The 18,779-nt window shown below is 50.3% G+C and carries 17 protein-coding genes; 12 read left to right on the top strand and 5 right to left on the bottom strand.

Annotated features, from left to right (window positions below; translation table 11 throughout):
* Nucleotides 1–17: 17 nt before the first annotated feature.
* Nucleotides 18–2,102, bottom strand: a complete 2,085-nt coding sequence (gspD, locus tag ACGHM3_RS24035) for a type II secretion system secretin GspD (protein WP_345424935.1) — start codon at nucleotides 2,100–2,102, stop codon at nucleotides 18–20.
* 8 nt (nucleotides 2,103–2,110) lie between these two features.
* Entirely contained in the window at nucleotides 2,111–3,100 is a 990-nt protein-coding gene (gene gspC, locus ACGHM3_RS24030; protein ID WP_345424932.1) for a type II secretion system protein GspC, read from the bottom strand.
* Between the two features lie 1,067 nt (nucleotides 3,101–4,167).
* Here gspC and ACGHM3_RS24025 point away from each other — a divergent pair.
* The 12 genes from ACGHM3_RS24025 to ACGHM3_RS23970 all read left to right on the top strand — a co-directional run bounded on the left by ACGHM3_RS24025 (nucleotide 4,168) and on the right by ACGHM3_RS23970 (nucleotide 16,400).
* Nucleotides 4,168–4,608 (top strand): hypothetical protein, encoded by a 441-nt coding sequence (locus tag ACGHM3_RS24025; RefSeq protein ID WP_345424930.1) that lies wholly within the window; start codon nucleotides 4,168–4,170, stop codon nucleotides 4,606–4,608.
* Between the two features lie 154 nt (nucleotides 4,609–4,762).
* The gene (gshA, locus tag ACGHM3_RS24020; RefSeq protein WP_345424928.1) at nucleotides 4,763–6,361 is read left to right on the top strand and encodes a glutamate--cysteine ligase; all 1,599 of its coding nucleotides are present in this window, start codon (nucleotides 4,763–4,765) and stop codon (nucleotides 6,359–6,361) included.
* Between the two features lie 199 nt (nucleotides 6,362–6,560).
* Complete coding sequence (locus tag ACGHM3_RS24015; protein ID WP_345424925.1) at nucleotides 6,561–7,085, top strand: NAD(P)H-dependent oxidoreductase; 525 nt, start codon at nucleotides 6,561–6,563, stop codon at nucleotides 7,083–7,085.
* 284 nt (nucleotides 7,086–7,369) lie between these two features.
* The gene (locus ACGHM3_RS24010; RefSeq protein ID WP_345424922.1) at nucleotides 7,370–8,344 is read left to right on the top strand and encodes a CAP domain-containing protein; all 975 of its coding nucleotides are present in this window, start codon (nucleotides 7,370–7,372) and stop codon (nucleotides 8,342–8,344) included.
* 132 nt (nucleotides 8,345–8,476) lie between these two features.
* Entirely contained in the window at nucleotides 8,477–8,899 is a 423-nt protein-coding gene (locus ACGHM3_RS24005; protein WP_345424920.1) for a hypothetical protein, read from the top strand.
* 177 nt (nucleotides 8,900–9,076) lie between these two features.
* Entirely contained in the window at nucleotides 9,077–10,054 is a 978-nt protein-coding gene (locus ACGHM3_RS24000; RefSeq protein WP_345424917.1) for a hypothetical protein, read from the top strand.
* 29 nt (nucleotides 10,055–10,083) lie between these two features.
* Nucleotides 10,084–10,425: a hypothetical protein gene (locus tag ACGHM3_RS23995; protein ID WP_345424914.1), complete on the top strand. Its 342-nt coding sequence runs from the start codon at nucleotides 10,084–10,086 to the stop codon at nucleotides 10,423–10,425.
* Between the two features lie 698 nt (nucleotides 10,426–11,123).
* Nucleotides 11,124–11,351 (top strand): hypothetical protein, encoded by a 228-nt coding sequence (locus ACGHM3_RS23990; RefSeq protein ID WP_345424912.1) that lies wholly within the window; start codon nucleotides 11,124–11,126, stop codon nucleotides 11,349–11,351.
* Between the two features lie 511 nt (nucleotides 11,352–11,862).
* Nucleotides 11,863–12,303 (top strand): hypothetical protein, encoded by a 441-nt coding sequence (locus ACGHM3_RS23985; protein WP_345424909.1) that lies wholly within the window; start codon nucleotides 11,863–11,865, stop codon nucleotides 12,301–12,303.
* Between the two features lies 1 nt (nucleotide 12,304).
* On the top strand, nucleotides 12,305–12,496 hold the full coding sequence (locus ACGHM3_RS23980; protein WP_345424907.1) for a hypothetical protein: 192 nt from the start codon (nucleotides 12,305–12,307) through the stop codon (nucleotides 12,494–12,496).
* A 613-nt stretch (nucleotides 12,497–13,109) separates the two neighbouring features.
* Complete coding sequence (locus ACGHM3_RS23975; RefSeq protein ID WP_345424904.1) at nucleotides 13,110–15,452, top strand: membrane-bound PQQ-dependent dehydrogenase, glucose/quinate/shikimate family; 2,343 nt, start codon at nucleotides 13,110–13,112, stop codon at nucleotides 15,450–15,452.
* Nucleotides 15,453–15,482: 30 nt separating this feature from the next.
* Nucleotides 15,483–16,400, top strand: a complete 918-nt coding sequence (locus ACGHM3_RS23970) for a LysR family transcriptional regulator (RefSeq protein WP_345424902.1) — start codon at nucleotides 15,483–15,485, stop codon at nucleotides 16,398–16,400.
* A 207-nt stretch (nucleotides 16,401–16,607) separates the two neighbouring features.
* Here the strand turns inward: ACGHM3_RS23970 and ACGHM3_RS23965 are convergent, their stop codons facing one another.
* The 3 genes from ACGHM3_RS23965 to ACGHM3_RS23955 all read right to left on the bottom strand — a co-directional run bounded on the left by ACGHM3_RS23965 (nucleotide 16,608) and on the right by ACGHM3_RS23955 (nucleotide 18,766).
* Complete coding sequence (locus ACGHM3_RS23965) at nucleotides 16,608–17,183, bottom strand: YbhB/YbcL family Raf kinase inhibitor-like protein (protein ID WP_345424900.1); 576 nt, start codon at nucleotides 17,181–17,183, stop codon at nucleotides 16,608–16,610.
* A gap of 83 nt (nucleotides 17,184–17,266) precedes the next feature.
* A complete protein-coding gene (locus ACGHM3_RS23960) occupies nucleotides 17,267–18,073 on the bottom strand; it encodes an AraC family transcriptional regulator (protein ID WP_345424897.1) in 807 nt (268 codons plus the stop codon).
* Between the two features lie 261 nt (nucleotides 18,074–18,334).
* Nucleotides 18,335–18,766 carry a flagellar basal body-associated FliL family protein gene (locus tag ACGHM3_RS23955; RefSeq protein ID WP_345424895.1) on the bottom strand — a complete coding sequence of 144 codons (432 nt, stop codon included), beginning with the start codon at nucleotides 18,764–18,766 and terminating at the stop codon, nucleotides 18,335–18,337.
* Between the last annotated feature and the right edge of the window lie 13 nt (nucleotides 18,767–18,779).

Below are 18,779 nucleotides of genomic sequence, written 5' to 3'. Positions count from 1 at the left end.
CTTACCCCCTAGGTGACTTACTGCTGGGTTTCGGTGAGGTCAATAACGCCGGAGTCTTCCACGCCGGAGGTTGCCGCGTCTTCTCGGGCCTCGGCTTTGGCTTCGGCCTCGTTATTGATAGCGCGGATTTCTTCCATTACCTCATCGGTTTTTTTGCCGTTTTTCTTAGCGCGTTTTTCTTCTAGGTTGCGCAGGTACTCGCTGTAACCGGATAGATCATCGGATTTGGCGATGGGCCACTGTGGTACCACCGGCAGCAGTTTGCGGTTGATAGTAACGCCCTTGGCGTTGCGGCGCTCTAATTGTTTCTCGCGCAGGAATTTGTATTTCTCGGCGGTGGTGCCGGTGAGGGTTTCGTCATCGCGGATAACCGAGGCGCGGATGAAAACCATCAAGTTGGTTTTGGTGACGGAGTCATCGGTGGAACGGAACAGACGGCCCAACAAGGGGATGCTGCCCAGTAGCGGGATTTTAGTCATGGAGGTTTGTACATCATCGCGCATCAAACCGCCCAAAATCACCACCTGGCCGTCATTTGCCAGCACCTGGGTATTCAGTGAGCGCTCGTTGGTGATGTACTCACCGTTGTTGTTCTGACCACTCAAGCTGGATACTTCCTGCTCGATATCCAAAATGATACGGTCGCCTTCGTTGATGCTCGGCGTTACGCGCAGTGTCACACCCACTGGTTGGCGCTCGTAGGTGTTAAAGGCGGCGGAAACCACACCCTCGGTGTTATTGTAGGAACCGGTGGCCACAGGAATCTCTTGGCCCACGAGGATTTCGGCTTCGTGGTTATCGGTGGTTAAGATACTGGGCGTTGATAGGATATTGGCGTTATCGCGTTGTTGTAACGCGGTTACCAGGCCAACAAAGCCTTTGTCAGTATCGAAATCGGCTACACCCAGCAGGGTGCCGGTTACGCTGCTAAGGTCGCCGGCGAGATCCGCCAGCACGTCGCTGTCGTCACTAAAGATGGAATTTGCCGCTGCGCCTATGGTGCCGTTGTTGTTGGCGCCAAAGCCGCCATCTTGGTCGGCGAACAACCACTCAATACCCAATTCTTTGCCATCGGTGTCGGTCATTTCGGCAATAACGGCTTCTACCAATACCTGGGCGCGACGGATGTCTAGCCGCTCAACTACTTGCAGCAGAGAATCTAAGGTGTCGCCCTCGGCGGTGATCAACAATGCGTTGGTGGCTTCATCGGCTTCCACCGAGGCTTTACGCTGGCCGGCTTTTTCGCCGTTCTTTTCAATATTTTGCACCAGCTTGGAGAGCGTTTGCGCGACCTCGGTCGCGTTAGCGTATTCCAAGTAGATTACGCGAACGTTGCCAGTTTGTGCTTGGGGACGGTCTAGCCGATCTACCAAGCCGCGAATGCGCGAGCGCTGCAGCTCATCGCCGCTGACCAAAATAGAGTTGGTGCGGGCATCGGGTACCATTTTAAGGCTACCGGCGCCGCTGCCACCTTCGCTGCCCATTAGGGTTTCGAGCATTTTTACAGCGTCGTCTACCGGCGCGTGTTGCAGCTCAATCACCTCGGTGTGATCCATGGCGGCGCCGTCGATCTGCGCAATCACCTGCTTAACCCGGGCGATGTTGGCGGCGGTGTCCGAAATAACGATGGAGTTGCTGGGATCGTAGGCGGCCATGTGGGCATGCTGTGCTACTAAGGGACGCAATACGGGCAAAACTTTGGCCGCGGATACGTTGCGCAGGGCGATGACCTCGGTAACGTATTGGTCGCCGGCGGCGGCACTGCTGGATTTGGTCACTGGGATGGGTGAGGAGCGCACATCTTTGTTTGGCACCACGCGCACCACGCCGTTACTTTCGTAGGCGGTAAAGCCGTGAATCTCTAGGATGGAAAGCAGCAGGGAGTAGGCTTCATCGCGGGTGACTTCACCGTTGGTAAAAACCTGCACTTGGCCTTTTACCCGCGGGTCAATAACGATGGTTTTGCCCGTTTGAGCCCCCACGTAGCGAATAACTTCCACCACATCGGCATCGTTAAAGTTGAGTGTCAGTGTCTCGCGGTCATTTTGGGCGAAGACTGGGGACGTGCCGAGTATCAGGGCGGCTAGGAGTAGTGCGCGCACGATTTTCCTCACTGGTTCGATGCTAGATCGACATTCATTTGCATGGATTGACCCTCGCGTAACAAGGTTACACTGGCGCTGGTGGCGGTACGCATTTCGCGGTAAACCTGCGTTACGCTGCCAGAGCTGGTCAAGGCGATGCCGTTGATGTCGGTTACGATGTCATTGGCTTTTAACCCAAGTGAGTTAAAAGCATCCCGGTTGCGGCCGGGGCGAATTTTGTAGCCGATGATGTCGCCGCCATCGCGGGCAACACTGAATTTAATAACATCGGCCAAGGATTTAGGCATTTGCTGCAGGGTGCGGCTATCGCTGCGGTTGGGCGCGTCGTCGTCATCTTCATCAATGCTGTTTTCGATGCGCGGCGCGGCGCTGGAGCGAATGGGCGCGCTGTTGGCGCCAGAGCGGCCAGAGTAGGTGTTTGAACTGCCAACGCTGGCGGCGTTTTCGTCGAACAGGCTGAGCGCTTCGTTGCGGCCATTGTTCTCTAAGATGACACGGTCGGCCTCTACTTGCACCAACCGCACGCGGTTGCCCACTGGGAGTTTGTCGCCCACGCGGTAGACGTGTTCTTCGCGGCCATTGGCGATGATGGCTTCGGAGTTTTCCGGCACGCTACTTTTAATTACGCCACGCAGGGTTAAATTAAGGCTGGTTTCGCCGGCCACTGTAAGCTGTTGCTGCTGTGGCAGCTGCTCTGGCTCTGGGGCGTTTGCATCCAGTGGACCGAACAGCTCCGCCGCTAATAATGGCTCTACATCGACGTTTAATTTGGCGGAGGGCTTGCCTTCTAGTACGGCGTTATAGGGTGTGGCGGTGGGAACCTCGGGCAGGGTTGCGGAGGGCATAAGTACCCAGAACAGGCGCGCCAGCGTAAAGCACGCCCACAGTAGCAGGAGCACTACAAGAGTGTTGCGTACCAGCACAATATTCTGCGGCGTGTTAAACCACTTTTGTGCTTTGGCTGAAAAGCTGGCTGTATTCGAAGGTTGATTCATGAAACGTCTTCGCGGCTTCCTGCTGAATCCTGCGGTTAAAAAGGCAGGATTCTGATAAAAAAATTTACGTTTGGTTCGGCGACAACTTGTCTACCCTGTCACGCGTTGGAACTTTTCCTTGTCATTTTGTGAAGTAACCCCAGTCTTTATCCCAGACGGCGGCAGCATCGACCTAATCCAGGTGTTTGGCTACGAGCGGATCGAGCCGGTTAGGGAAGGCGTTACTCAAGTACTGCATAGGTGAGCTGGCGAGCCCCAAACGCCAATTCTACGTGGCCTACAGCCTATTTGAGGTTGTTTGGGGCGACGTCAAATAAGCCTGCGTCTGCCACCTCTGGCTGAAATTGCACCACTTTACGGCGGGCATACATCTAACAGCAACCCCTAATGATACCTGCTTGGAATATAAATTCACCCTGTTTACCTTTTAAAAACCGAATCTTAGGGCAAAGTTTTAACTCTCGCTGTGAAGTTTAGCCGATTCTTTAGCAACTGCTTTCACAAAAACGTCCTGTTTTGTGAAAGCGTCGATAAAAACGAGCGAGCACTGCTTTTTACCTACCGAGTACCGGGCGACGTCCATGTCGCCCGGTACTCTGCGCCAACCAAGACTGGCGCAGAATAAATTCTGCTGGTCTTGGCTTGCTTGCGTCGCTTTTGCTCACTGAATGTTGTTTGCCCTCAGCTCGTCGGCAGGCCTAAGCTGGCTCGATGAGATGCCTTTGTGCCGGCTTTGTGCGGCTTTGTCTCGCTTACGCCTGCTAGGCTGCTTTGCTCTTAAGAGGTTGTCGGCGAGTTATGCAGCTTATTTAACACTTTGCGCAGTATAGTCCTTGGCATGGATCGGCGCCGGGCGAGCTAGGGTATAGCGTCAATGTGACAGTTTTGTTTAGCACGATATGGGCGCCGAATTGCCTAGGGTGGTAAACATTTCGCTGTTTTTGGGGTATAAATTGGCCCCGGCGAACTGGTCAGCAGAACCAATGGCCGAGGGACGTGCTCTAACCCCCCATTGTGGGCGGCGCCACGTCTGAGAAAACGACTTACAGGCCAATTAAGAGTAAGGCATGAGCACATTATTTGTACTACGAAACCAAGATAGCTTATTTATTAACCGCCAAGGCGAGTGGGTGTCCGGTAGAGAGGCCAACAGCCTGTTCCGCGCTAAGTTTAAAGACGAAGCTTTGAATGAAGTGTTTGAAATCAGCGCACGGGATTTTGGCCAGCGTATTACAGTGGAAGAAGTACAGGCGACCGAGAAGGGCCAGCCAATTATCCCTGAAGAATGGGTTGTAAACGTGCCACAGGTGGAAGTTGCCGGTGCTGAGGATGCTCTGGCAGAGAATGCACAGATGCAGGGTGAGGTGCGAGCCGAAGGCACTGATGAAAGCTCTACGCCATTGGCTGATGGGCAAGCCGAGCAAGCCAAGACAGAAGCGGCCGCCGACGACTCTGAGGCCGAGGGTGATACCAAGACCCTGGACTTCTTTCAGCAAGAAAGCGCCTAACCTCTATCAAGCGCCGAGTTGCTGCTTGCTGCAATAGCAACGTCTTACCCTTGCAGTGATTCATACAGCAGCGAACAAATATGGCGGGTCGTCGCAGGCGGCGGCCCTGCGAACCATCTTTAATAGTTTACCCCTTAGTCAATCAGGAGCGGTTGTGGCTGACCTTCATGAGTTAATTAACAGTTTAAAAGAGACCGCCAATGCGGCGCTCATCAGCGGCATGATGCGCGGGGTTGAAAAAGAAAGCCTGCGAGTGGGCGGCGATGGCGCATTGGCGCTTACCGAGCACCCCAGGGCGTTGGGCTCTGCTTTAACCCATTCGCAAATCACCACCGATTTTAGCGAGGCCTTGTTGGAGTTCATTACTCCGCCTTCCCATCAGGTGGATATCGTATTAGACCAACTGCGCGCGGTACATCAATTTACCTACAGCAACTTGCAGCAAGAGATTCTGTGGCCGGCCAGCATGCCGTGTAAGTTGCCCGAGGACGACCAAATCCCCGTGGGCCAATACGGCGATTCCAACGGTGGCCGCATGAAAACCATCTACCGCCTGGGGTTGGGCCAGCGCTACGGCCGTAAAATGCAAACCATTGCCGGCATTCATTACAACTTTAGTTTGCCCAGCCCTTTTTGGGCCTATTTGCATGCTCGTGATCGTAGCAGCAAAGATATGCAGCAGTACCGTACCGAGCGTTACTTCGATTTAATTCGGAACTTCCGCCGTTACTATTGGCTGCTGATTTATCTGTTTGGTGCTTCGCCGGCGGTGTGTGGCTGCTTTGTAAAGGGGCGCGATCACAAATTAGAAGCCTGGGATGAAACCGGCCGCACCTTATACCACCCCTACGCTACGTCGTTACGCATGGGTGATTTGGGTTACCAAAGCGATGCTCAAAAGAGCCTGCACATTGACTACAACAAGCTGGATTACTACCTGCACACCTTGTGCGCCGCCATTAAAACCAGCTATCCGCCTTACGCGGAAATCGGCCTGTTTGATAAAACCGGCTACGCCCAGCAGTTGAACACCTCGTTGCTGCAAATCGAAAATGAGTTCTACAGCCCAATTCGCCCCAAGCGCACCGCCCGGCCCGGCGAAACCGCGTTAACGGCGCTGTACTATCGCGGCATTGAATACATTGAAGTGCGATGCTTGGATTTAAACCCTTACGAACCATTGGGTATTGGCCGCGATGAAATGCTGTTTTTGGATACCTTCTTATTATATTGCTGCCTGCAAGATAGCCCCCACACCTACGAAAAAGAATACCGGGCCATGCAAGAAAACCAAAAACGCACGGTATACCAAGGGCGTAACCCCGAGGTGCGTTTAATTAAAGGTGATGACGAGCCACTGCTAAAAGATTGGGGCTTGGAGCTGATGGATAAAATGGCTCCCATTGCCGAGCTTTTGGACAGCGTCAGCAACGAGCAGGGCCACAGTAATGCGCTGCAGCGTTTTACCCAATACCTGCACGACCCAAGCCTTACACCTTCTGGCCGCCTACTGAACGATATGCGCGAGCAAAACGTCGGCTTTTTTGAGCTGGTGGACTCCCTGGCCCAGCAGCATGCTCGCCACTTTGCTGACCTGCCGGTGGACGAGCAGGAGTTTGAGGCCTTTAAAACTGCGGCCGTTACCTCGCTGCAAAAGCAAGAGCAGATCGAAGAGCAGGATAACGCCAGCTTTGAAGAATACCTGCAACACTATTACGATCAGTACGATTTTTGCGCTAAGGCTCAGCTGTAAAGCGGGGAGTTTCGCCGGCGACGTTTTGGCGTGGCGCCGAGCATTCAAAAGCGTGTTCTAAAACCGATTGGGCTGCCTGTAGTAGGGCAGTCTATTTGGAAATCAGAACGCCAACGTTTGCAAAGATTACAAGGAATTAGCGGTGATTTATCCGGTCTTAAAGGCATTCCACTTAACTTAATGTGAAGGCAAAAAGACCATGAAAATCGCCGTTGTTATTGGCAGCTTACGTAAAGAATCTGTAAACCGTGCTGTGTTCGAACAGTACGCAGAGTTTAATAAAGACGTTTTCCAATTCGAAGAGTTCGCCATCGGCGATATGCCGCTTTACAACCAAGACATCCAAGCCCCCGATTTTATCCAACAACGCGCCCAAGCCATTGCCGATTGCGACGGGGTTTTGATTTTTTCCCCGGAGTACAACTACTCGGTGCCCGGCGTATTGAAAAATGCCTTGGACTGGTGGTCTCGTGCTGAACCGCAACCGTTTGCCGGCAAACCCACGGCCATTATTGGTGCCAGCCCTGGTGCTATTGGCACTGCCCGTATGCAGTACCACCTACGACAAGTAGGCGTATTTTTAAATATGCGGTTGCTGAATAAACCCGAGGTAATGATTGGCGGCGCCTACGACAAAGTAATAGAAGGCAAAATTGTGGACGATGGCACAGTAGAGTTTTTGCAAACCCATGCCGAGAGCTTTAAGCAGTTTATTGAGTCTTAGTCATTGAACAGATGCTCGGGCCGTTGGGGGTAGTAATGGGCGCTCAGCTATCGGCGAAGAGCATTGCTCCTCTTGCTATGGTGCCCCGCCTGCTGCGTTGCGCCTCTGGCTGTAGAAACGCAGTAGCAGGTCCCCACAAGCTAAGCCAGGGTGGCGGGCTGTGAACGGTTTCTCAAACTGAACAATTGATGAATATTAGCTCAAAGAAGTGAAGACTGAGTCACTTCTAAATGGGGCAGGCTTGCCCACAATTCGCGCAAAGTAAAAAGCGAATTGGATTCCACATGACAGCTACAACCAAAAGAACCCTGACCAGAATAATGGCGGCTGGTGCTATCGTCGCCGCTTCTGCTGTTTCACACACGGCACTGGCGCAAAGTGTTAACCTCAACAACACCGTGGCCTTCGCCAACCAAGACTCCAACAGCGGCACCGTATTCGTAAACCAATATGGTGCCCTGGTGATGCGCGGCAACCGCTGGCAAGCCACGCAAGAATACTACGACGTAACTCCCAACACCGTATTGGAGTTTTTATTCCGCCCACGCAAGAACGGCGAAATCCACGGCATTGGTTTGGAAAACGACAACGCCGTATCCAGCCAGCGCATATTCAAATTGGCGGGCTCACAGAACTGGGGCATCCGCGGCGAATATACCTACGACCGCACCGACGGTAAAAACCAAAAATTCACCATCCCCATTGGCCAGTACTACACCGGTACCAACCTGCGCGTGGTGTTTGTGAGCGATAACGACGTAAACAACCCGCAAAACGTTAGTGTTTTTAAAAACGTAAAGCTGTACGAGTCCACGCCACCACCCACAACGGGCTGCATAACCCCAATGCAACAGCAACTGTTGGATGCCCATAACAACGCACGCAGCACCGGCCGCCAGTGCGGCAACACCTATATGCCTGCAGCGCCAGCTTTGACTTGGAACTGTAAGCTGGGCCAAGCCGCTGCCAATCACAGCCAGGACATGGCCACCAACGATTTCTTTAGCCACACTGGCAGCGATGGCCTATCGCCCTTCGACCGCATGAGCAACCTGGGCTACAACTACCGTACCGCAGGTGAAAATATCTTTGCTGGCGGCGCTACAGTAAGCTCGGCGGTAAACGCTTGGTTACAAAGCCCAGGCCACTGCACCAATATTATGGGCCAGGGCTTCACCGAAATGGGCGGCGCTATGAAACAAAACAGCAGTTCTACGTACAATTATTACTGGACGGTGAATTTCGGTGCGCCGCAATAAGTAATGCTGCTTGGGCCCCTGGTGCTTTCGCTGAGTGCCGGGGGTAGGTGGACCTAAATCACCTTTGATTCTCAATTAAACATAAGGTTACAAGTCGTTAAAACAGCGGCTTTATAATAAAAGGCCTAATTAATGGGAGTTGATCCTGTGAAGGCTATTTTGCTCTCTGTACTGCTACTCACTGCTTGCGGAAATACAGTCCAAATTACTCACCTAGCGTATGACGATGGCCTATGCGCTTTTGGTCGACATGGCCAATTATTTAAAACAGAATTAGAAGGCCCATGTGTTTGGGTCAGCGATCCCAGTGGCGAGCTATCCACCAAAACAGTGGGTGGTGACGTGGTTGCCATTTTATTAGGCAGAAGAATCTCCAGTGAACAAGCGCAACAGTGGAATATTCAAGGTTTTGAGTACTGTTCGTTTCAGTCCGCCGGTGTAAAAATTGATCCTGTTGGGCAACCTTATTTATTGTCACGTCCGATAAAAGATCTGCTCGTCTGCAGTGAATTACCGGTAAGCCAAAAGGTTTTTGCAAGCTATCGATGGGACTAGGCTAAAAGCAGTCGCTTTACTAAATTATTTATATCGGTTCTAAGATAGGAAATCCGTAGCAACGAATGCCGTAGTAAGCATTTGTCGGCTAGCGGTATCGATTAAAGAGCGTATTACTTTCTGCCGACGATGTGCGGCAGGTTAGAATTTTACTAATAAGGGTACAAGGAGGTAGCAATGAACGAACTAGTATTTTGTAAGCGGCCAACGGATGCAAGTACTATGCATAATCTGTACGGTATGGACTCAGAACTTCTCCATGGCCGAGGGGGTTCCAATCCCGGTGCACTATCCGCATTTACCCCTTATGTGTTTGGTCAAGATGTGAGTGCCTCCAGCCAATATCTTTTAGACCGGTTATCTAACCCGCAAACAAATCGAGAGCTCACCCATTTAGCCCTATCTTACGGCGCAGATAATACGCTGGCGCTGTCTGACATAACCAGTAAACTCTTGGAATACAACATTGGCGTTGTTGGCGCGTCTACCAGCGTCTACGCTAACCGTTTGGGTGGTTTCGCCGGCGCCGTGCAAGAGTACCAAGACGCGTTATTGGAATACGCGGATGCCAAGGGTGCGAGCAAACCGGTAAAAGAAATTGCCAGGCAAAAAGCACAGGCCGCTTTTGATAAACTACAAACCCGTTTTAGGCACGAGCTTAAGGCAGTAAACGCGGCAAATAAATCCCGCAAAGGTACGCCACTTTCCAGCATTAAGCGGGCTACCAATATCGCCAACAGCAGCCGAGACATCACAAAGCTAGAAGTTACCTCCCAGGCGCAGGCCCATAACCTACTCAAATTTACCAAGCATGCCAAAGTTCTGGGCAATGGCCTGGCCGTGATCGACTTTACCAGCCGAGTGGGTAATATTCACAATGAGTATAAAGCGGGTGGTAATTGGGAGCGTGAGTTGTTTATTGAGTCTAGTAGTTTCGCTGCGAGTGCAGCCGCGGGAACGCTAGTGGTTAATGCCGGATCCGCAGCTTTGGGTATGTTAATGGTAGCCACTCCAGTAGGTTGGGTGGGTTTGATTGTTGGTGGAATTGCCGTGGCTGGAGCCGCTGCAGCTACTTCTATGGCAGTGAATAGTGAAATAAAAACAAATGGCGGCGGTTGGTATGATTCCTTGATGGGCGTTTTGGGGGTGAGGTGACCTTATATTCAAAATTGCTAGGATTATCTATGTGCGTACTTTTAGTCGCAGCCATACTTTTCGTGGTGTTTGGCCAGATTACAGTGCGTAAACTAAGAAAGAATCCTGACACGAAAAACAAACTGGGCGTTGAGTTCGCTAGCGGTTGGGATATTTTAAATGTTGCCCAAGCTTTGGCTCTGCCAAAAAAAATTACTCGGGTACTTGCGAAAAGCCCCATATCGGGATTTTATGCTGACCGCGTAATTTTAGAACAAAATACGTCGCCCTTTGATCGCGGTTTGGCTAAGGTGTTTTGGTACCTCTATGTGTTCTCTGTAGTTTCAATGTTGCTGCTGATGTTGTTGAATACGGTTGGTTTTTTTGACTGAACGAATGAACTGCAAGTGGTTTTAGGTTATTAATTTCAATCATTCGCACTAATGGTTTCGCTGCGAGTGCATCTCTGGGAAAAGCCGCCGAGAATGTCGGTGCAACGGAGCTATGCCTGCTTGTGGTAGCAACGCTGATAGGCTGGCTAGGTCTATCTATTATCGCTGGACAATTGTGGCTGGTTCAGCAGCTGCTACCTAAATGGTTGTGAATGATGGTTTCAAGAAAAACGGTGGAGCTTGGGATAACTCTTTGAAGGAATTTTTGGCGATCAAATGACACTGTTTTCAAAACTACAGGGTTTATCTACCTGTGTGCTCTTGGGTGCACTTATTTTATTAGTAGTGTTCGGCCAATTCATAGTACGTACTTGAGAAAGAAACCTGCCCCTCGTGGTGCTCTGGGCGTTGATTTTGCCAGTGGTTGGAATATCTTGATGAAGCTCAGGCTTTGACTTTGCCGAGACGCGTTACCGAAATTCTTGCCAAGAGCCCAATGGCAGGGTTTTATGCTGGTCGAGTGGTGTTAGAAGAAAATACATCGTCTTTCGACCGTCTTTTTGCATTAGTGTTTTGGCCTCTTTATTTGTTTTCTTTTGTTTCAATAATGACTCATATAGACTTGAATTCTCTAGGCATTTTAGAGTGCAGGATGATCGGTCGCATCAAGCGGTCCTTAATGGCAGAGAGGACGATCTTTGAAGGACCTGATCTTCTCTACTTTGTTGCTTTCAGCCTGCGGTGGTGGTTACAGAGTGACAGGCTTGGCGGGCAGTGATGAAGCATGCGTGTTGCTGCAGAATGACCAAGTTGTAAAAATAGAATTAAACGGAACTTGTGTTTGTGTAGTCGCTTCAAATGGTGGGCGTGCTACGAGATCAATAGATGGCGAATCTATTGCTATTTTACTAGGGGGAAAAAAGTAACCGAAGATGACGCTGAGCAATGGAGATTAGAGCATTACGAGCATTGTTCTTTTCAATCTGTGGGGGTGAAAATTGATGAGGCTGGCTGACCATCTTCTTTCTCTAGACCATTAAAAGACTTGCTTATCTGCAGTGAATTACGTGCGGGCCAAAAGGTTTTTTTCAGTTTCCGACGGGATTGATCGTAATATTTGTCGGTACGTGGTGGATATGTATCTTTGCACCGTTTTAGATGTTAAAAACAAATCTTTCTCTGTTACATTGGAGGGTAGCCCGTCGATGAATTTATGTAGCCTTTATTGTTTTGGAGTTGATGGTTAGTGTAAAAATCAAACAGACGGGAAGCGTGCTCCGAGTAATATTAGTAATTGTAACAATAATGCGCATGGCTACACCGATAAAATGTATGCAAAGCTATTGAGCAATGAAAAAGTAATCAATGAGTGGTGTAATTCTGAACTTTAGGTATGGCGGCTTCAGCTCGCTGTAATATCCAAATAGGAGAGTATCGATGAGTCACACAGTTGTAGAAATGTACGTCAAAGTCGTTCCGGTTAATTTATACAGAAACGGTGCGAAGAATAGTCCGCAGTTACATAAGCTTCGAACATTACCCCCGAGAACGTTAGAGCAGAGCTTTGATATTCAAATTTACAAAAAGAACGGTACGGATTACGTCTCTAAAGATACTGGTGGCATCTCTACATTCGATAGAGAGAAACCAGGATTTGGCGGCTTTTGGTGGAAAATCCCTAAGGGTACTGCAGTTCCTCCAGGGCTAAGAATTAGCATGGACTTTAATCCTAAACCATCTTCTATGCCAACTCATTATACTATAAGACCTTTATTTGATATGCCTTTGACGAAATATATATCTTTGCTTGAAGAGTTGGCATTATCTGCAGAAAGAATGTTTGAGGTCAAACAAACGAAGAACGCTGAAGGGAAGTAATATGGAGCTTGAGGCAAAAGAACATCGGCTCGTGATACGTGGGCTTAAGAAATTATTGGAAGAAACAGTCGATAAGATGAATGAAATGCATGAAGATGATGGTGAGCGTGTTTTTCTTTCTAATGATGCGATGCTCATCGATACAATGATTATTGGCTTCGAAGAAGAGTATAAAACCAAGTACGAAAAGTAACATTATCGAAAGATGGCCCATCGTAACTGTAAACGCCGGTACCGTTGAGCGTTCCGCTTTACATTGCATAGCGCAAAATGCGCTATTCAGTGTGGCGAGTTTTGTCTATCTAGCGATTGTATTCTCATTTGTGCTGGTATAGCTTGTGCGCTATGTCTGGTTCGGCGAGGTAACCATCAAGATACTAAAATTACCCAAGCTCTAAAAACAGACTGGGCGTTGAATTTGCTGGTGGTTGGGATATTTTAAATGTTGCCCAAACGTTGGCTTTACCAGCCTAGGTTTGGGAGTTTGCTGATCACTGATATTCTTCCGCAAAGCACTTTTGCTTTGGCAGCGCAGTCAATAAAGCTGCCGTGAAGCCGTTGTCTTGCCGATTTTCGTCTGCCTCGTATCCCACTCGGCGATGCCCCTACACCCTACTTCTCCTTAATCTCGAATATTAAAACGGCGCCGATCAAACTAGCTAGCGCTGTGCTGCAATATCCCTGGCCATTTATTAGTTTCGCTAATAGGTGCTTCCTGGCATCTATTAATTACCCTGCCGCCAAATCCCGATATGCTGGCTCCAAATCGGTGTTATTACCTCATTTGGCAAGGAAAAGGGCGAGATATGTGGCATACCGCACATAAGGTATTTGCAGCCTGCGTGGCGGCGTTATTGATTTTGAGTGGGCTGTTCTTCCTGGTTAACGGCTTTCGACTGATGGCGCTAGGAGGCAGTTGGTATTATCTGCTGGCCGGTGTGTGGCTAATGATCACTGCAGTGCTGTGGATTAAGAACACTGCCTTGTCGGCGATGGTTTACAGTGGCTTTTATGTCATCACCGTGGTTTGGTCTTTATTTGAATCCGGTCTGGATTTCTGGCCGTTGTTCTCTCGTTTATTTTACTTCACGGTTGTGCTGGCACTGGTGCTTTGGCTGGCTGCGTCAGCGCTGGCACAGCGGTTTTCTGTGCGCATTATGGTGCCTCGCGCTGCGAGTTTGGCTTGCTGTGGGGCTGCATGTGTGTTTGCGTTGATCACTCTTGTGCCGCGCCCTTTAATGACGCCAAAGCAGCCGCCTGCTATTTCGGTAAAGCAAATAACAGGGGATACCGGAGATTGGCGTTACTGGGGTAAAAACGCCGGTGGCACACGATTTTCTGAATTAACTGACATTACCACCCATAACGTAACGCAGCTGGAGCAAGCATGGCAGTATCGCACTGGAGACATCCCTAAAGTCGGTACCGGAGAGGGTTTTGTAGTTACACCATTGGCGGTGGATGGTGTGGTATACGGTTGCACACATACCAATCGTCTATTCGCGCTAAACGGAGAAACGGGTGAAGAGATTTGGCGCTACGATACGCATTCGGACGGCAGTAATCGGCCGCGATGCCGTGGAGTTGGGTATTTTGAGGTACCCCAGAGCAGCACACAGGCCTCTGTCAATTGCCAGCGCAGAATTATTACCACAACGGTGGATGCCCGAATCGTTGCCGTTGACGCAGATAACGGCCAAGTTTGTGCTGATTTTGGCAATAGTGGTGTGGTTGATCTGAAAGCCGGCATGGGGGACGTTAAGCCTGGGTTTTACTTTCCAACGGCCGCGACCACGGTTGCCGGGGATCTGATTATTGTGGGTGGCTTGGTGTGGGATAACCACGAAGTGGGCAAACCGTCCGGCGTGGTGCGAGCATTCAGCGCGATAGACGGCAAGCTGATTTGGGCTTGGGATGTTGGTAACCCGGCTAATAATCCACTACCGGAGGACGGTGGCACCTATAGCCGCGGCACGCCCAATGTGTGGTCCAAGCCTTCCTTCGACCTAGAATTGGGGCTCGTGTATTTACCCACCGGCAACGCCACACCAGACTTTTGGGGTGGCCACAGAGACGAGGCCGATGAAACCTACGGTTCCGCCGTGGTCGCTTTGGAGCTTAAAACCGGCCAGGAGCGCTGGCATTTTCAAACGGTACACCACGATATTTGGGATTTTGATGTACCGTCGCAACCGGCTTTAACGCAGGTGCGTGGTGCCGATGGTGAGAGTATTCCTGTACTGGTGCAAACCACCCAAACGGGCCAAATATACATGCTTGATCGGCGCAATGGCGAACCCGTGGCGGAAGTGGTCGAAACGCCCGTGCCACAGGGCAGCGTTGCCGATGACTACACGGCGCCAACGCAACCGCTATCGGTTGGTATGCCATTCATCGGCGGGGAGCCATTAATGGAGCGGGATGCTTGGGGAATTTCCCCGTTTGATCAACTACTGTGCCGGATTTACTTTAAGCAGTTGCGCTACGAAGGCCCGTTTACACCACCCAGCGAGGTAAAAACGCTGCATCTGCCCAGTTGGTTTGGTGGTATGAACTGGGGGTCGGTGGCCATTGATGAGAGCAGAGGTATCCTATACGTTAACGATGGTCGCATTGGTACCATTTCTCAACTTGTTCCGCGCGAAGTATTTGATGAGCGCTACGGTGGGCCATCCAGCGAGGGCGTGCGCGGCCAGCAGCTGGGTACACCTTGGGGCATAGAGCAAGGCGTGTTTTTGTCGCCTTTAGGGGTGCCCTGTCAGGAGCCGCCGTTTGGAACGTTAGCGGCGATTGATCTCAATAATGGGCAAATGATTTGGCAAATCCCGCTGGGAACCGTTGAAGACAGCGTGTTATTTGGTGCAAAAACGCGCCTACCGATACCCATTGGCATGCCATCGCGCGGCTCGTCTATCGTTACAGCCGGAGGCTTACTGTTTATGGCCGGCACACAGGATTATTATTTACGCGCTTATGATGCGAACACTGGTGATGAGTTATGGAAAGGGCGTTTACCCTTAGGAGCAGAAACCACGCCAATGACCTACCGGGCAGGTGGCCGGCAGTACGTGCTAATTGCTGCAGGCGGTACGGATGCCAGTGGAGAGCTGGGGGACCATGTGATTGCATTTGCTTTGCCCCAGGAATAAACCAAACATAACCCTACACTAGGCCAGACCATGAAAAAAATAACTTCGCCCATCTCAAATGATTTTAAGGCATTTACGGTGTTGGCGGAGACCAAAAATTTTACCAAAAGTGCCGCTATTTTAGGTGTTTCTCAATCTCGGCTGAGTCAAATTATTCGTGATATGGAAGCCAATTTGGGTTTTCGTTTGGTGAATCGTACTACTCGTTCTGCGAGTGTTACCAACGAAGGGGTTGCATTAATCGAGCAACTTAGGCCTTTGTTTGAGCAAGTCGACTCCGTGGTCGAAGGTATTAAATCTTCCTATGGTGAAGTTTCAGGAGTGATTAAAATTTCCGCCACTAATGCAGGTTTGGATGCGTTGTTGCCCAAGCTAGCTACGGTTTTGAGTGCTAATCCGAATGTTGTGTTGGAAGCAGACTTAGATTACGGCATGGTAGATATCGTCAGCAAAGGTTTTGACGCCGGCATTCGCAATGGCGAAAACTTACCTAAGGATATGATCGCCATTCCATTAACGCCGCCTGTGTGCACCGCAATTGTTGCTACTCCGGATTATTTTCGGCGGCATGGTATTCCTAAAACCCCGCAGGATTTATTGCGCCATCGCTGCATTAATATTCGCTTGCCGACGCATGGGGGCCTTTACCGCTGGGAATTTGAGCAGGGAGAGGAAACCATCGAAATGGAAGTGCCCTCGGCTTTAATTACTAATTCAGGTGCGGCCAGTTTAACAGCAGCATTGGCCGGCATAGGTTTGAGTTACTTGCCAGATCAAACGGTGCAATACTATTTACAAGTTGGATTATTGCAAAGAGTTTTAGACGATTGGTGTGAACCCTACAGCGGCTTTTATTTTTTCTATCCGAGTAAAACCTTACAGCGACCAGCGATGGAATTAATTATTCAGGCGCTAAGGCAGTCTTTGCCAGAAAAATCACCGCTCTGACATGGGCTTTTGCTGCGTTGGCAAAGTTTTTGATAAACGGTAGGCCAAGAGGCTCTTAAAGTACCGCCACTCTTTAATATCCAATCACAAATGTAAGTTTGTTTTGGGAGTTCAATACATATTAGAAGCTCCCCTAAACGCCGTGTTGCCCGCCCCAACAAGACACCGAAAAAGCTCGGCGCCTTGTTTATCTCTTCTCAAATTCTATCAGTCTCGTTTGTACAGTGCCTCGATGGTTGCCGATCCCAAGGCGTTAGCGTTAACCATAAACCCCGTCAACGCCGCGGAGGGGTTAGCCGGTAACTCCAGCATTTGAGGTAACGCATACACCGTAAATTGATAGCGATGGGCGCCGTCTTTGGGCGGTGGGCAAGCGCCGCCGAAGCCTTTTACGCCGTAGTCGTTTTCGGTTTGTAGGCTGCTTTTAGGCATTTTAGCGCCGTCACTGGTGCCGGCGCCTGCAGCCAAACTGGTGACTTTGGCAGGGATGTTCACCGCTTGCCAGTGCCACCAGCCACTGCCGGTGGGAGCGTCTGGGTCGTAGGCAAAAATAGCAAAGGCTTTGGTGCCTTTAGGCGCGCCGCTCCAGCTGAGTTGCGGTGAGCTATTGCCCCCCTCGCAACCAAATCCCTGAAACACTTGCGCTTCGTTCATAAACTCGCCATGGCCAATGTCGGTGCTGGTGAGAGTAAATTCTTCTGCCTGGACGAAGCCGGCAATCAGCGCTGAGAATGAAAAGGCTGTGACGGTTTTTCTAATGGAGGTTTTTGTAAGGAATCTCATGGGCTGCTCCTAATTTGCGTTGGTATTTTTATCATGCCTTATTTAACCCCGCCGAGTTACCCTAAATCGCGCAAGGTTTCGCCTTAATCGATCAATCGGGTTTTTCTGAGTTCAGTGGGGGTTAGACCAAAGCGCTGTTTAAACTTATCGGTAAAGCGCGATTGCGATGCGTAGCCGCATTGTTCGGCGATGTGATTAATGGGCAGGTTAGTGGATTGTAGTAAGCCCAGGCCATGGCCCATGCGAATGTTTTCTTTAATGGTTTGCAGATTAAGACCGGCGTCGGAGAGTTTTCTGCGTAACGTGGATTCGCTCATGGCAAGGCTTTCGGCCAGTTCTGCCGAGCTGATATTGGCGGCGATGTTTTGGTTTAAAAGAGCGTGCAGTTGGTGGCTAATGCTGGGGGCTGCTCTAAGTTGGCTGACCTTTGTGTAGCCTAGGTGGTGCAGCGTAAGCAGTAATTCTTGGCGCCTTAGTGGCCACAATGCTTGGGGTGCAAAGGCGCACCACTGCACAAACTGAAGCAGCGTATTGCCAAACGTGGTATCGATTGTACCGGTAATATGCTTCGCTGTGGGGCCAAAATCGGTGGGCAGGCAGTCGAAATCCTGGTTTTCGAATTCTATCACCAACGCAAAATAATGGTGTGCACTGGGGACGTTACGCATTTCTATTTTGGGTTGGTTGGACAGAAAAACAAACTCACCCGGTGCGCATTCAATGGGGTCGATTTGGCCTAGCTTCTTGTAACCGTCCAATATGCAAATCAGCATTGGTTTCATCACCGGGACGTTGACGATATGTTGCTCTTTAACGGAGTGGATAGCAGCAAAAGGCAGGGCCGTGTCTTGTGCTAACACCTCTTGGGCGGCTTCAATTAACGTTTGCATGGGCCAAGGTTATTGCTGTTACCCGCAGTTTTGCAACTGTTTAATATAGCCCAGAAGCCAGATGACTAGCCATTTGTGATCTGACTGGGTTATCGCTGGTTACGGCTAATGGAAAGCGTATCAGGGCGAGTGAGGTTCGCACGTGCTACCACGCCCACGTTTAGATTGCGATGGGCGTGTAGTGTGGTTTTCTTGGCCGGTGCTGGCGGCGGTTGTTCTCGGTCTAAGCGCTTTATGGGAATTCTTGCCTAGAGTTCGGCGTTAGTGCTGCACGATAAAGTTATCAAAGTACAAATCGGTGGCTCCGCTTTCTTCTTCTTCGGCTTCGAGCACTAGGTGCACTTCTTGTAAGGCAGCCTGGCGAAGGATTTCTTTGCCTTCTTGGGTGTCTATGGCCTCGTCGGTTTGTTTGGATAGCAGCAGCACTATGTTGTTGCGAATGTAAGGCATGTGGTAGCGAATTTGGTCGGCGGTGGGTGTGTCTTTTGCGCGCACGGTGATGTCCGCTTTGATATAGCGCATACGGCCGGCGCCGCCGTAGTTCACCACAAAGGATGGCCTTAGCGGTACGTATACTGCCGAGGGTTGGCTTTCGCCACCTTCTTCCTCGTCTTGGGCATTTGCTTGGGTGGCAAACAAAGCGGCTACGGTCATTATTAACCAGAGGCTAAGTTGTCGTTTTATCGTCAACATGGTTTCTCCATTT

This window comes from Halioxenophilus aromaticivorans, assembly GCF_042850945.1.
GTDB classification, from domain to species: domain Bacteria; phylum Pseudomonadota; class Gammaproteobacteria; order Pseudomonadales; family Cellvibrionaceae; genus Halioxenophilus; species Halioxenophilus aromaticivorans.
The sequence above is the reverse complement of the archived record's forward strand: the minus strand, read 5'-3'. Positions and strand labels throughout refer to the sequence as shown.